Raw genomic sequence first — 13,376 nt, 5'->3', positions numbered from 1 at the left:
GCTCAACGAGTCCGTGGGGTACTGCGAAGGGCGACGCCGGGCGGACGGTGACGGGGGTGAGTTCCCTGACGGAGCTGCGCTACCCCACTCCTGCCGAGTTGCTGCGGTCGGCCCGCGCGCTGGCCGCCCACCGCCCCGGACTGTGCGTGGTCCGGCAGGTGGGCGTCTCACGCGGGGGCAGACCCCTGCACCTGCTGTCGGTCGGCCACGCGGCGCGGGCCGTCCTGGTGGTCGCGGGCGCCCACGCCAACGAGCCCTCCGGCGGCCCTGCGCTGCTCGCGGTCGCCGAACGGGTTCTGCTGGAACGTGACTTGCGCTCGAACGTCTCCTGGCACTTCCTGCTGTGCGCGGACCCCGACGGGGCGAGCCTGCATGTCACACCGGCCCCGCGCAGCCTGTACGACTACCACCGCGGGTTCTTCCGGCCCGCCGCCCCGGAACAGCCCGAGTGGGCTCCGGCGACGCTGCCGCCCGGCCGGCTGCCGCCCGAGACCCGGGCGCTGACCGGGGTCATCGACGAGCTGCGCCCCTATCTCCAGGTGACCTTGCACGGCACCGACCTCGGCGGCAGCTGGGTGCAGCTGACCCGGGACGTCCCCGGGCTCGCCGAGCCGTTCGCGAAGTCGGCGGCGCAGCTGCACATCCCGGTGGAGACCGGCGCGTCGGACGCGGTGGGCTGGCCGGCGTCCGGACCGGGCGTGCACGTCATGCCGGAGCCGGGCGCGCGGGCGGCGTATCCGAGCATGCCGGACGACGCACGCAGCAGCACCTGGTTCCATGTGCACCGCTACGGCGGGCTGACCGCGGTGGTCGAGGTGCCGATGTGGGCCAGCGACCTGGTGGACGACCCGGCCCCGCATCCCGCCCCGGACCGGGCGATGCGCCGGCTGGCGGATCGGCTGCTGCGGGACGCCCTGGAGGTGGAACGGGTCCTGGCGCAGGCGCGGCCCCGGCTGGCCGGCGCCGACGGGCCGCTGCTGCGCGCGGCGCAGTGGGCACTGGAACTGGTGCCGGGGCTGGCCGCCGACTGGACCCGCACGCCGCCCGCCGACGGCACGATGGCGTACATCGGCAGCGTGGACGCCTTCGGCCGCCGGCTGCCGCTCCGGGCGGCGGCCATGCTGCTCCGGGTCCTGCGCGAGATCGACGCCCGGGGCCCGGGCGCCCAGCGCCTGGACCACCTGGTGTCCACCTGGAGCGACGCCTTCGCCACCCGCTTCCGCGCCCGCTGGGTCCCCCTTGAACACCAGATCGAACACCAATCCCGCACGATTTTGGCAGCAGCGCATTACGCCCGCGACGGGGCGGGGGGCGGCTGAACCACAGGCCACGCGCGCGCCGGGACGGCGTGAACACCGGCTACGCGCGCGTGCCGCGCGGGACCTCCGGTCAGTCCTCCACCGCGAAGACCGCCCCCGTCCGGGACGTCATTCCGCAGCTGTTCGCGAACGTCTCCCGGTAGTCGATCGGGTGGCCGTTCCATTCGCCTCGGGCTCGGGCCGTGACCGGGGCGTAGACCATGGGGCAGTAGGTGCCGTGCTGTTCGAGGCGCTGGATGTCGCCGTCCACCGCGTCCAGTTGGGCGCAGGCCTCGGCCGCCTTGGTGTGGCCCTGGGGCGGGTCGCAGGTCAGGAGCCTGCCGGGCTGTTCGCCGCTGCGGGCGTCGCCGTGGGTGACGGTGACGTAGAGCCAGTTGCCGGAGTCCGCCTGCCGGGCCGTCGCATGGGGCGCGGCGGCGCCGAGGGCCAGGGCGGCGGCGGCCGCGAGCAGGCCGCCTCGTGCGAGTGTGGTGCGTCGGGTCATTCCCGATGCATCGGCACGGTGGCCCCGGCGTTCCAGCCCGACTCACCCGAACGGGATCGCGCGGACGCGTGGCGGTGGGCGAGTTCGAACGCGGCGAGCACCACCCGGGACTGGTACTCGACCTGCCGGGCGACCGGGATCCAGCGGGCCCCGCAGCCGTCGCGGTAGTCGTCGCACCAGGTGTCCAGCCACCGTTCCAGCTCGGGCAGGACGCCCGCCGGGTCGTGGCCGGCCCCGGTGACGAGCTGGTGCAGCAGTCCGGCGGTGCGCAGGGCGAGGCGCCGGCCGGCGATGCGCAGGGCCGCCAGATGGGCGGTGCTGAGCAGCGGCAGCGGGTGCGTGCCGACGGGGTCGGGGACGTCGGGGTCCCAGGTGTCGGCGAGGCCCGGGCAGACCAGTAAATAGTCGTCGACCGGGGCGAGCAGCCGGGCGGTCTCGGGGCCGGCCGGCAGATGCGGGCGCAGGCGTTCCAGGAGCCGTTCCAGGACCAGGGTGTCGTCGCGCAGGGTGTGGCTCACCCTGCGCAAAACCGTTTCCTCGTCGGTGGGCGGGGCGCCGTCCTCCACCCCCGCCACCCCCCACATGGGGGCCTCGACGACGGCCGTGACGGTGCCGTGCCGGTGCGGGTGGAACCAGGTCGACTCCACGGCCGCCTCGGTGATGGCGGCGGCCAGATCGCCGCGCCGGGGCTGCGGGATCCGGTAGACGGCGGGGCCCAGCTCCGGCCAGTACAGGGTGTCGTACGGGCCGAGCTCGCGCGGGATGCCGAGGCGGGCGGCGCTGTGCGCGACGCGCTGGGCGAGTCCGGGCAGATCGTGGGTCAGCTCGACGAAGCCGCCGCCTACGTCGACGCCGTGCAGGGAGCACTGCAGGAAGGGCCGCAGCTCGTCCTGGAGCGCGAGCAGGGCGCGGGTCTCGGGGAGCGTCGCGGCGTCGGCGCCGTCGGGCAGCCACTCGGGCTGCTCCAGGAAGCCGGGCCGGAAGAACCGCCGGAAGTAGTCGCCGAGCGCGTACGGCCCCCGCAGCCAGCCCTCGTTGCGGCGCAGGCCGTCGGGGTCGAGGCAGAGCAGCAGGTTCCAGGTGGCGTCGGCGCCCTCGTGCAGCCGGGGGTCGGCCAGCACCCGTTCGGCGAGCCGCAGCACGGTGGCGCCGCCCACCGGCTCGTTGGCGTGCGGTCCGGCCACGACGAGGGCCTGGCGGCGGCCGTGGCCGACGGACAGCAGCCACAGGGGCGTACCGGCCCGTGAGGTCCCGACCCGGCGCAACCGCGCCTGCCGGGGATGGCTGGCGACGAGTGAGGCCGCTCGCGCCCCGAGCTCGTCGACGGTCGGATAACGCAGGAGGGGCGGCAGGGCACACCTCCACGAATGTGGTGCCGTCGGTTCACCTGGTGTGCATGGTGTACGCACAGTCAGTCACGACTTGGAAGGTACGTCAACACCGCGCGGAGCAAAGGGACTTGAGTCACGCGCACCGGCCGGGAAGCACCGCCGGGGCGGTCCGGGTCAGTGCGCGGCGAGGCGGAACTCCATCCGCCCGAAGGAGATCTGGTCGCCCTCCCGGACGACGACGGCGCCGATGACCCGGCGGCCGTTGACCGTGGTGCCGTTGGTGGAGCCGAGGTCGCGCAGGACCCACAGGCCGGCCTGGTGGCTCAGTTCGGCGTGCACCCGGGACACCGTCTCGTGGGTGAGCCGCAGCCCGTTGGCCGGGTCGCGGCCTATCCGCAGCGGATGCCCGGTCGCGGGGTGCGGCAGCAGCAGCTTGGGCAGCCGCTCGGCCTGCCAGGCCCGGCGCAGCCGTACGGTGAAGCCGGAGACCGCCTCGACGGTGCCGAACACGATCCGGGACACCCTGCCCTGCGTGGGCAGGTCCGCGGTGAGCGCGAGGAGTTCGTCGGAGCGGCGGGCGGCGAGGGCAAGCTCCATGCGCCGGACGAACGTGTCGTGCGACAGCCGGCCCATGGCGACGCCGTCACGGAGGACCTTCAGCGCCTTGTCGCGCTCCGCGTCGGACAGCCGCGCGGGGTACGTGTGGAACTCGAAGGACGACGTCACGGTGCCGATTGTCGGTCAGCGGACCCCGGCTGTCCAGAAAACGGGGAAACGGCCCGGCGCGCGCGAAAGGGTGGATCCCGCAGCGGATCGATCTCCGGTGGAGCACCATGGACGGGCTACGTCACCGTGAGCAGACGAAGGGGAACCGTCCGTGCAGTTCGAGGTGTGGGCACCACAGGCCGACCGGGTCACGCTCCATTGCGACGGCGCCGCAAACGCGTTGGAGCGGGATCCGGAGCGTGCGGGATGGTGGCGGGGGGAGGCGGAGGCGCGGGACGGCACCCGGTACGGCTTCGCGCTGGACGACGGGCCGGTGCTGCCCGATCCGCGCTCACGGCGCCAGCCGGACGGACCGGACGGGCTGAGCGCCGTCGTCGACCACGCGCGGTACGACTGGCGCACCGAGTGGGCGGGCCGGCCGCTGCCGGGCGCGGTCCTGTACGAGCTGCACGTGGGCACGTACACGCGCGAGGGCACCCTGGACGCCGCCGCCGACCGGCTCGGGCACCTCGCGGAACTGGGCGTCACGCATGTGGAGTTGATGCCGCTCACCCCCTTCCCCGGCACGCACGGCTGGGGGTACGAGGGGGTCTCGCTGTGGGCGGTGCACGAGCCGTACGGCGGACCCGAGGCGCTGAAACGCTTCGCCGACCGGGCGCACTCCCTGGGGCTCGGCGTGGTGCTGGACGTCGTCCACAACCACTTCGGCCCGTCCGGCAACCATCTGCCCGCCTTCGGCCCGTATCTGACGGACCGGCACCAGACCCCCTGGGGCGCCGCCGTCAACCTCGACGCGCCCGGCTCGGACGAGGTGCGCGACTACCTGGTCGGCAGCGCGCTGGCCTGGCTGCGGGACTACCGGCTGGACGGGCTGCGCCTGGACGCCGTGCACGCGCTCGTCGACACGCGCGCGATCCACTTCCTGGAGGAGCTGTCGACGGCCGTCGACGCCCTCGCCGCCGACCTGGGCCGCCCGCTGTCGCTGATCGCCGAGACCGACCTGAACGACCCGCGGCTGATCACCCCGCGCACGGACGGCGGCCTCGGGCTGCACGCGCAGTGGAACGACGACTTCCACCACGCCCTGCACACCGCGCTGACCAGCGAGTCCCAGGGCTACTACGCCGACTTCGCGCGGGCCCCCCTCGCGGCCCTGGCCAAGACCCTGACCGGCGGCTACTTCCACGACGGCACCTACTCCAGCTTCCGGGGCCGCAGCCACGGACGCCCGCTGGACCGTACGAAGGTGGGCGGGCACCGCCTGCTGGGCTACAGCCAGACGCACGACCAGGTCGGCAACCGCGCCCAGGGCGACCGGCTCGCCGCCTCCCTCTCCCCCGGCCTGCTGGCCTGCGCGGCCACGCTGACCCTGACGGCGCCGTTCACACCGATGCTGTTCCAGGGCGAGGAGTGGGCCGCGGGCACCCCCTGGCAGTTCTTCACCGACCACACCGACCCGGAGCTCGCCGAGGCCGTACGGCGGGGCCGGCGGCGGGAGTTCGCGGCGCACGGCTGGGCCGAGGAGGACGTCCCGGACCCGCAGGACCCGGCGACCCGGGAGCGCTCCTGCCTGGACTGGTCCGAGCCCGGCCGCGAGCCGCACGCGCGCGTGCTCGCCTGGTACCGGCGGCTCATCGCCCTGCGCCACGAGCAGCCCGACCTCACCGACCCGGACCTCGCCGACACCAAGGTCGCCTTCGACGAGCGGGCGCGCTGGATCGCCTTCCGGCGCGGGGACGTCCGGGTGGCCGTGAACCTCTCCGAGAGCCCGGCGGCGATCCCGCTGGGGCCGCGCAAGGCGGAGGTCCTGGCGGCGTGGGAGCCGGTGGAGTCACCGGGCGCGGACGGGGTGCTGCAGGTGCCCGGCGAGTCGGCGGTGGTCCTGCTGCAGTCCTGAGCGCGGGGCCGTCAGGGCTCGGGGTCGACGTCCGTCACGCGCTCCAGCAGGATCGCCTCCCAGGCGTTGCGCAGCCAGCTGCGCAGCACGGGCAGCGGGGTGGTGCCCCGCCCGTCCAGCCGGGCCGCCAGCCGCACGATCGCGTCGCACCGGGCCAGCCAGAGGCCCCGCAGGCAGATCCGGGCGCCGTAGCCGGCGAGGGTGGCGGCCCGGACGGCGGCCGGTGAGCCGACGGCGAGCGCGAGCCCGGCGATGTCCTCGGCGGGGTCGCCGACGACGCTGCCGTCCCAGCCGAGGACACCGCGCACCCGGCCGTCGGCGCTGACGACGAGATGGTCGCCGGTGAGGGCGTGGTGGACGAGGACGGCGGCGCTCGGCTGCGCCCCGAGCTGCACGGCCGCGGGCCGGGTCAGCTGCCGCAGGCGCTCCGCGTCGAACTCGTCCGCGGCGGCCAGCCGGGCGGCGGCCTCCTCCGCGGTGCGGCGCAGGGTCTCCAGCGAGCGCGGGGCCGTACGCGGCACGCCGAGCGTCTCGGCCTGCCGTACCGGGATCTCGTGCAGCCCGGTGAGCAGCCCGGACAGGTCGGCCTCGCCGATCGCGGACACCTTGTTCTCGGTGCCGGGAGCGCCGGGCATCCGGGTGTCGAGGGTGTACGTCAGACCGGGCGCCCACTCGCCGTGGGCGACGCTCGTCGGCACGGCGACGGGGACGTGCGGGCGGACCAGCTCGCGCAGCCGCAGCTCGCGGCGCTGACGGACGGCGGCCTCCCGGTCGGGGGCGAGCCGCAGCACATGGCGGCTCCCGACCAGCCAGGTGGTGGGGTCGGCGCCCGGGGAGGCGGGCCGGATCTCGGGGCCGGCCGCGTCGCCGGTGCCCTCCTTGAGCAGGGAACGGACCAGCCGGCGGACGGTGTCCGCGGTGGGTGTCGGTGCCTGGGTCATGGTCGCGCCGTTGTCGCTCGGGGGTGGACGGGGGCTCCTTGCTCCGGCGCGGGCCGCCGGTCAGTCGACCAGCACCATCTCCCGGGTGGTGTCGTTCAGGCGCCGGGCGCCGTCCTCGGTGACGGTGACGATGTCCTCGATGCGCACGCCGAACCGGCCGGGCAGATAGACGCCCGGCTCGACGGAGAAGCACATGCCGGGCACCAGGGGCTGCTCCTCGCCCTCGATCATGTACGGCGGCTCGTGGGTGGTGACGCCGATGCCGTGCCCGGTGCGGTGGATGAAGTGCTCGCCGTAGCCGGCCGCCGCGATGACCGCGCGGGCGGCCCGGTCGACGTCCTGGCAGGCCGCGCCCGGCCGGACGGCCCGGTACCCGGCCTCCTGGGCGGCGCGCACCAGGTCGTGGACGCGGCGCTCCTCGTCGGTGGGCGGTCCGACGTGGACCGTGCGGGAGGTGTCGGAGCCGTAGCCGTCCTTGAGGCCGCCGAAGTCGAGGACGACCATGTCGCCCCGCTCGATGACCCGGTCGCCGGCCTCGTGGTGCGGGTCGGCGCCGTTCGGGCCCGAGGCGACGATGGTGAAGTCGACCTGGGAGTGCCCGAAGCGCCGCAGCAGCTCTGCGAGGTCGGTGGCCACCTCGGACTCCCGGCGCCCGCCGAAGGGGACCGTCCGGATCTCCTCGAACGCCGCGTCGGCGGCGGCGCCCGCGGCGGCCAGCAGCTCCAGCTCGGCCTTGTCCTTGACGGCCCGCAGCATCGGCAGGGCGTCGGTGAGGGAGGCGTACGAGGTGCCGGGCAGGGTCCGCTGGAGGGCGAGCAGATGCATCGCCCAGGCGTTGTCGCTGATGCCGAACCGGCCGCCCGTGTCGAGCAGGGCGGCGGTCGCGGCGTACGGGTCCTGGCCGTCCGTCCAGTCGCGCAGGGTCATGACGGGCGCGCCGGTGGCCTTCGCGGCGTCCGCGGCCTCCAGGGCGGGGACGACGAGGACGGGCCCGTGGTCCTCGGTCAGGACCAGCAGGGTGAGCCGCTCGGTGTCGGCGGGCGGGGAGTACCCGGTGAGCCACACCATGTCGGGTCCGGGCGCCACCAGCAGCCCGGCGAGGCCCGCGTCACCGGCGGCCCGCACGGCACGCTCCATCCGGGCCCGGTAGTCGTCGGCGCTGAAGGGCGCGGGTGCGGTACCGCTCATCCGGGCCTCCCTGGGCGCGTGAAAGGACTACGGGCAGCATCCTGCCCGCCGGACGACACGGGCGCGAGCCGGTCACGCAAACCCGGGCTCCGCCGTGCGGGTGGTCATGTGGTGACGCCCGGGGTCGCCCTCAGGTACTGGCGGGTGCCGTCGGCGTGGCGGACCGTCAGGGTGACGGGGCGGCCGGGGCGGGTGCGGGAGACGGCCCGGGCGAGGTCGGCGGCGTCGTCGACGCGGGTCCTCCCGACGGCGAGGACGACGTCCCCGCGGACCAGTCCGGCCGTGTAGCCGGGGCCGGGGACATGGACGGCGACGACCAGGGCACCCGGCCCGCGTGTGTCGACGGCCTCCACCCCGAGCGTCGCGCCGGTGCCGTCCGGCACGGGCGCCGGGGAGGCGGGCCGTGTGCCGGCGGGGCTCGGCGTGCTGGGGCTCGGGGCGGCCTGGCGCTGGAGCGCGGCGAGTTCCCGCATGCCGATCACGGTGGTGCCGAGTGTGCCGAGCCCGACGCCCGCGAGGACGAGGACCAGGGCCGCGAGGACCCCGGCGGCGAGGTTCGCCAGGCGCCGTCCGCGCCGGCGGGGCGCGGCGTGCGGGCGCCGTGCGCCCCCGTCCGCCCGGTCCTTGTCGGCGGGCCCCTGACCTGGCATGGGCTTGGGTCGCAACGCAGTCTGTTCCATCGGATCGCCTCCGGCAGGTGACTACCCTGCGCACCGGCGCACGACGAGCCACGATCGAGTGAGACTGACTGCCCCCACCGGGGCCGGGCACGAGGAGGGACAGTGACGACCGAGCGCGTCTGGATGCGGCGGGCCGTCGCGCTGGCCACGGAGAGCGTGGCGGAGGGCGGCGGCCGTTCGGGGCGCTGGTCGTCCGGGACGGCGAGGTGGTCGCCGCCGGCACCAACCGTGTCATCGCCGCCCTCGACCCGACCGCGCACGCCGAGGTGCGCGCGCTGCGGGCCGCGTGCGCGGAGCTGAAGAGCGTCTCGCTGGAGCGCTGTTGGCTGATCGTGTCGTGCGAGCCGTGCCCGATGTGCCTGACGGCGGCCCTGTGGGCGCGTGTGGAGCGGGTCGTGTACGGCGCCGACCGGCATGACGCCGCCGCGGCCGGGTTCGACGACGCGGCCCTGCACGAGCTGTTCGCCCGGCGGGACGACGTGGAGTGGCCGCTGTCGGTCGAGCGGCTGGACCTGCCGCACAGCACCGAGCCGTTCGACGCGTGGCGGGCCGCGCCCGACCGCGAGGAGTACTGAGCCGATGACGCCCCTGCACCGTGCGACACGGGGCAGGGGCGTCCGGGTCAGCCGAGGGCGGGCACCGCGGGCGGCCGGTCCGGCAGGAAGCCGTGGGCCCGGCGGGCCAGGTAGTCGGCCTTGTACCGGTCGACCTCGCGGTGCCAGTTGAGGATGCCCGCCATCCAGTTCTGCAGGTCGCTCACGTACGTGGCCATCGCGTCCCGCGCCTCCTCCGAGAGTTGGAAGTCGTCGTACACGACGGGCAGTTCATGTGCGACGACGTGCTCGAACTGCCGCATCCGCTGGGTCATCAGATCGTGGACGACGCCGAGCGCGGCGGGGTAGTCGCAGCCGAAGAAGTTCTGCACGACCAGGATGAGGTTGTGCACCTCGCCCTCGTACTGGATCTCCTTCTGGTACGAGAAGACGTCGTTGATGAGGCAGCCGTAGTCCATGGCCGCGTTCTCCAGGGAGCGCACCGGGCCGCTGCGGTACACCTCCGGGGGCACCGAGGGGCCGTGGCCCATACGGCACATCGCCATGGTGAGGTCGGAGCCGAAGGTGGACCGGCGCATCTCCAGATAGTCCACCGGGTCCGGGACGCGGTTGAGGAACTGGTTGTGCAGCTCCCACAGCCAGCTCTCGGTCATGGAGTTCACCGCGTCCTTGAAGGTGCGCCGCTGCTCGGGCGTCATCGGCGCCGTCGTACGGGTCCACAGGTCGATCAGCGCGCGTTCCATGGCGTTGGACGGGACGAGCGGGACCTCCCCGCCGTCGACGGGCATGCAGGCGGACAGGCGCTCGGTGGTGAGCTTGGCGGCGGCCAGGTCGCGGCGGTGGCCGAAGACGAGCGGGTAGTAGTCGTCGCCGTAGGTGCCCCAGGCGAGCCAGTGCGCGCTGAGGTCGAGGGCTTCCTCGGTGGCGTCGGGGTCCAGGCCCGCCGAGCACAGGGCGAGGTCGGCGGCCTTGAGCCGGTCCTCGTCCCAGACGCCCTCCTGGAGGATGCCCATCCGGTGGGACCAGTCCACGAGCCGCTGCCGGGCGCCCGGCAGATGCGGGCTCAGCTCCACCTGGAAGGGCATGTGGAAGTCGGGGATCAGGGACGGTCCGACCTGCTGGTACGGCACATGGGTGTGGGCGCGCAGCCGTTCGGTGCCGGATGAGGCGAGCAGGGCGCCGATGTCGGCGGCGGAGGTGCCGGGGCCGGTGAGCCCGTGCCAGGGCCTGCTGGTGCGGGCGCGCTCGTTCATGTACCGGCTGGAGCGCAGATGCCATTCGTGGCCGCCGGACTGCCAGTCCTGCAGGCCCTGGGTGTAGGCGGCGACGGCGGCGATCTCGTCCGGGGTCAGGCCCTTCTCCAGAGCGAGGGCCGGGACTTCGGTCAGCGCGGTGTGCTCGAACTGGTGGAGCCGGGAGGTGAGGACGTCGTTCACCATGTCGGCCGCCTCCTGGGTGGTGCAGCCGAAGAAGGTCTCCAGGACCAGGACGCCGTTGGAGAGCTCGCCCTCGTCCTCGACCTCGCGCTGGTAGGAGAACAGGTCGTTGCGCAGGTGCACGGCGTCGGAGAAGGTCTCCATCAGCACCCGCATCGGCCGGGAGCCGGCGACGGCGGCGGGCACCTCGGCCTGCGCGTACTCCACCAGACCGGCGGACCAGGGGGCGCCGCCGACCTTGCGGCGCATCTCGATGTACTCGACGGGGTTGGCGATCCGCCCCTCGTTGATGTTGGACAGCTCCCACATCGACTCGTTGAGCAGATGCTCGGTGGCGACGGCGAAGCGGCGGCGCCAGTCGGCGGACATCGCCGGGACGGTGCGCTTCCACAGGTCGGCGAGCCCGGCCTCCACCGGGTTCTCCGGCTCGGGCATCGGGGTGGCCGGATCCATCGGCATGAACAGCGCGAGCCGGTCGAGGTGGGCCTTGCCGGCGGCGCGGTCCTGGGTGCGCTTGTACATGTCCAGGAAGTGGTCGTCGAAGAAGAAGACCCACACGTACCAGTCGGTGATCAGGGACAGCGCGGGTCCGTCGCACTCGGGGTGGGTGTAGGCGCAGAGCAGGCCGTAGTCGTGCGCGTCGAGGTCGGACTGCTCCCAGATCCCGGAGCCCTCCAGCATGTCCATCTCGCGCGCCCACGCCGTCGAGTGGGCGCGGGCCTCGTCGACGTGCGGGTTGAGCCGCGCGGGATACGGCATGTAGAAGTGCGGGAGTTCGAAGGGCTGCTGCGTCATGGCCCGGCCCTACCCACCCCCTTCGGCGGGCATCCTCCGGGCCGCACATGATCACACCATCGCGTGAAACAGGGGCGAAGAAGGGCTTTCCGGGCGGGCGTTGTGGCCCTCCGGGGTCAGGGCCGCACCTGGATCAGGGCGTGGGTCCCGGCGGTCCGCCACTTCCGGCCCTCGGCGGCCACCAGCGCCGCCTCCGTGTCCGCGTCCAGACCGGTGACGACGTCGGACTTCAGGGTCCGCAGGGCCGCGACCGGTCCGGGGAAGTGGGCGGTCACCTCGGTGAACGGGGTGGCCGGCGGCCAGCGCCGGTCCCCCACGAGCCGCCGGTAGTTGAGGTCGCCCTTGAGGATCGTCAAGGTCGCCGAGGCCAGCTCCTCGCGGAGGTCGGGGGGCATGTCGGCGTACGGCAGCGGGGCGCAGGAGAAGGGGTGGGCCCGCACGGTCAGACGGCCGTCGGTGAGCGCCGCCCACAGGACGCGCCCGTGCTCGCCGGCGGCGCCCGGTGCGGCGACCAGCCGGCGCAGGGCGTCCAGGACGTCGGCGTGCGTGGCGTCGGAGACGTAGTACGGGTGCGGCTTGACGTGCAGCAGGACGCGGGCGGCGCGCCCCTCGGTGAGGAGCCGGGCGATGAGCAGCAGGTCGGGGACGAGTTCGCGTCCCGCGTTGTCGGCGATCAGGCACAGGGTGGCCGTACCGGTGGGCGGGAGCAGCGACCAGAGGACGTCGCTGTCGTCGGCGACCAGGGGCGGGGTGCCGACGGTGGCCGTGCCGCCCGTGGCCCCGAGCCGGAAGCTGAGGTCGGCGCGGTTGCCCCACAGGGAGCCGTGCAGGAGCGCCTGGTCCTGTTCGGCGGCGGGACGGCCGGTGAGGGCGTCGAGGGCGGCCAGTTCCTCGTCGGTCTCCGGGGAGTCGAGCTCGGCCGTCTTGGAGGGGCGGAAGGGGTCGACGCCCTGCCAGGGGCCGGGGGCGAAGTAGCCGACGGCGTCGAGGAGCCGGCGGTAGAAGTAGCTCTCGGACCACAGCCACGGCACGTCGAACCAGGACCGTCCGGTGTGGTCGCCGGCGCCCCACGCGGCCCAGCGGTCCCGGTCGTGGGCGTCGGCGGGCAGCGGCTCGATGACGCCGTCGAGGCAGTTCGCGAGCAGGGCGTCCAGCGCGCGGCGCTGCTCGGGGCCGTAGGGGGACGCGTCGCGTACCTGGCGGATGATCGCGGGATGCCGTTCGGCGAGGACGCCGTGCGGGAAGGAGCCCGGCTCGTCGGCGAGGAGGACGGGCGGGAGCGGGGCGTCGGACCGTTCGGGCATGCGCCTCACCGTACCGCCCGGGTCATACGGCTCTGAGCTCCCGTTCCAGCTGTGTCGCCAGGGTGAGGTAGCGGGCGCGGCGCGGCACCGGGACCAGGCCGCGGATCATCAGGTGCCACATCTCGGCCACGCGGCGCGGCTGGCGGGCGACGCTCTCCGTGGAGCGGCCGACGACACGGGTGCCGACGAAGAAGCAGACCAGGGCGTGGGCGGCGGCCTGGGCGTCGACGTCCGGGTGGAGGTCGGACTCCTGAGCGGCGGACACGAGCCGGCGGGTGGTGATGTCGAGCAGCTCGGTGAACGGGTGCCGCAGGGGCGGGCGGATCACCACTCCCCCGGTGGTCAGGCGCAGTCCGGCGCGCGGGATGGGGCCCTCGACGGACAGCCGGGTGATGCCGAACGTCGTGCGTATCAGGGCTTCCAGGGAGGAGTAGCCGCGTCCCTCCATCTCGGCGGCGACCTGGCGGGACGCCCGCGACTGGAGCTCCATGATGGCCTGCGCGAGATCCTCCTTCGCCGCGAAGTGGAAGTACAGGGCCCCCTTGGTGACTTGGGCCTGTTCGACGATGTCGCTCAGACTGGTGGATTCATAGCCATGACGGTCGAACAGTTCGGCGGCGGCCGTGAGGATCGTGGTGCGGGTCTGTTCGGCGCGTAGCTGCCTCGCCATCGGGGGGACACTCCTGAAGGGGGCGGAAAAGAACGGGACATGCCGTTTGTT

The 13,376-nt window shown here is 74.1% G+C and carries 12 protein-coding genes; 3 read left to right on the top strand and 9 right to left on the bottom strand.

Annotated features, from left to right (window positions below):
- Window positions 1-56 precede the first annotated feature (56 nt).
- Entirely contained in the window at window positions 57-1,319 is a 1,263-nt protein-coding gene (locus DC008_RS27365; protein WP_108709228.1) for a M14 family zinc carboxypeptidase, read from the top strand.
- Between the two features lie 70 nt (window positions 1,320-1,389).
- Here DC008_RS27365 and DC008_RS27360 read toward each other — a convergent pair whose 3' ends face one another.
- The 3 genes from DC008_RS27360 to DC008_RS27350 all read right to left on the bottom strand — a co-directional run bounded on the left by DC008_RS27360 (window position 1,390) and on the right by DC008_RS27350 (window position 3,860).
- Window positions 1,390-1,803, bottom strand: a complete 414-nt coding sequence (locus DC008_RS27360) for an SSI family serine proteinase inhibitor (protein ID WP_108709227.1) — start codon at window positions 1,801-1,803, stop codon at window positions 1,390-1,392.
- Window positions 1,800-3,155 carry a M14 family zinc carboxypeptidase gene (locus DC008_RS27355; protein WP_208646131.1) on the bottom strand — a complete coding sequence of 452 codons (1,356 nt, stop codon included), beginning with the start codon at window positions 3,153-3,155 and terminating at the stop codon, window positions 1,800-1,802. The genes DC008_RS27360 and DC008_RS27355 overlap by 4 nt, the downstream gene beginning before the upstream one ends.
- Before the next feature lie 153 nt (window positions 3,156-3,308).
- Window positions 3,309-3,860, bottom strand: coding sequence for a DUF1707 and FHA domain-containing protein (locus DC008_RS27350; RefSeq protein WP_055624031.1), 552 nt, complete (start codon window positions 3,858-3,860; stop codon window positions 3,309-3,311).
- Window positions 3,861-4,011: 151 nt separating this feature from the next.
- Here DC008_RS27350 and treZ point away from each other — a divergent pair, with 151 nt between their 5' ends.
- Window positions 4,012-5,757, top strand: coding sequence for a malto-oligosyltrehalose trehalohydrolase (gene treZ / locus DC008_RS27345; protein WP_108709225.1), 1,746 nt, complete (start codon window positions 4,012-4,014; stop codon window positions 5,755-5,757).
- Between the two features lie 11 nt (window positions 5,758-5,768).
- Here the strand turns inward: treZ and DC008_RS27340 are convergent, their stop codons facing one another.
- From DC008_RS27340 to DC008_RS27330, 3 genes are all read right to left on the bottom strand, one after another.
- A complete protein-coding gene (locus tag DC008_RS27340; protein ID WP_108709224.1) occupies window positions 5,769-6,698 on the bottom strand; it encodes a phosphotransferase family protein in 930 nt (309 codons plus the stop codon).
- A 60-nt stretch (window positions 6,699-6,758) separates the two neighbouring features.
- Entirely contained in the window at window positions 6,759-7,886 is a 1,128-nt protein-coding gene (locus tag DC008_RS27335) for an aminopeptidase P family protein (protein ID WP_108709223.1), read from the bottom strand.
- Window positions 7,887-7,990: 104 nt separating this feature from the next.
- A complete protein-coding gene (locus DC008_RS27330) occupies window positions 7,991-8,566 on the bottom strand; it encodes a PDZ domain-containing protein (protein WP_108709222.1) in 576 nt (191 codons plus the stop codon).
- A 68-nt stretch (window positions 8,567-8,634) separates the two neighbouring features.
- Between DC008_RS27330 and DC008_RS27325 the strand changes: the two genes are divergently transcribed.
- Entirely contained in the window at window positions 8,635-9,141 is a 507-nt protein-coding gene (locus DC008_RS27325) for a nucleoside deaminase (RefSeq protein ID WP_108709221.1), read from the top strand.
- A gap of 47 nt (window positions 9,142-9,188) precedes the next feature.
- Here DC008_RS27325 and cyc2 read toward each other — a convergent pair whose 3' ends face one another.
- From cyc2 to DC008_RS27310, 3 genes are all read right to left on the bottom strand, one after another.
- Window positions 9,189-11,351: a germacradienol/geosmin synthase Cyc2 gene (cyc2, locus tag DC008_RS27320; RefSeq protein WP_108709220.1), complete on the bottom strand. Its 2,163-nt coding sequence runs from the start codon at window positions 11,349-11,351 to the stop codon at window positions 9,189-9,191.
- 116 nt (window positions 11,352-11,467) lie between these two features.
- Window positions 11,468-12,655 carry a damage-control phosphatase ARMT1 family protein gene (locus tag DC008_RS27315; RefSeq protein ID WP_108709219.1) on the bottom strand — a complete coding sequence of 396 codons (1,188 nt, stop codon included), beginning with the start codon at window positions 12,653-12,655 and terminating at the stop codon, window positions 11,468-11,470.
- Window positions 12,656-12,677: 22 nt separating this feature from the next.
- Window positions 12,678-13,325, bottom strand: coding sequence for a ScbR family autoregulator-binding transcription factor (locus tag DC008_RS27310; protein ID WP_108709218.1), 648 nt, complete (start codon window positions 13,323-13,325; stop codon window positions 12,678-12,680).
- Window positions 13,326-13,376: the final 51 nt, after the last annotated feature.

Source organism: Streptomyces nigra (assembly GCF_003074055.1).
GTDB lineage: Bacteria > Actinomycetota > Actinomycetes > Streptomycetales > Streptomycetaceae > Streptomyces > Streptomyces nigra.
This window is presented reverse-complemented; position numbering and strand designations above follow the sequence as displayed.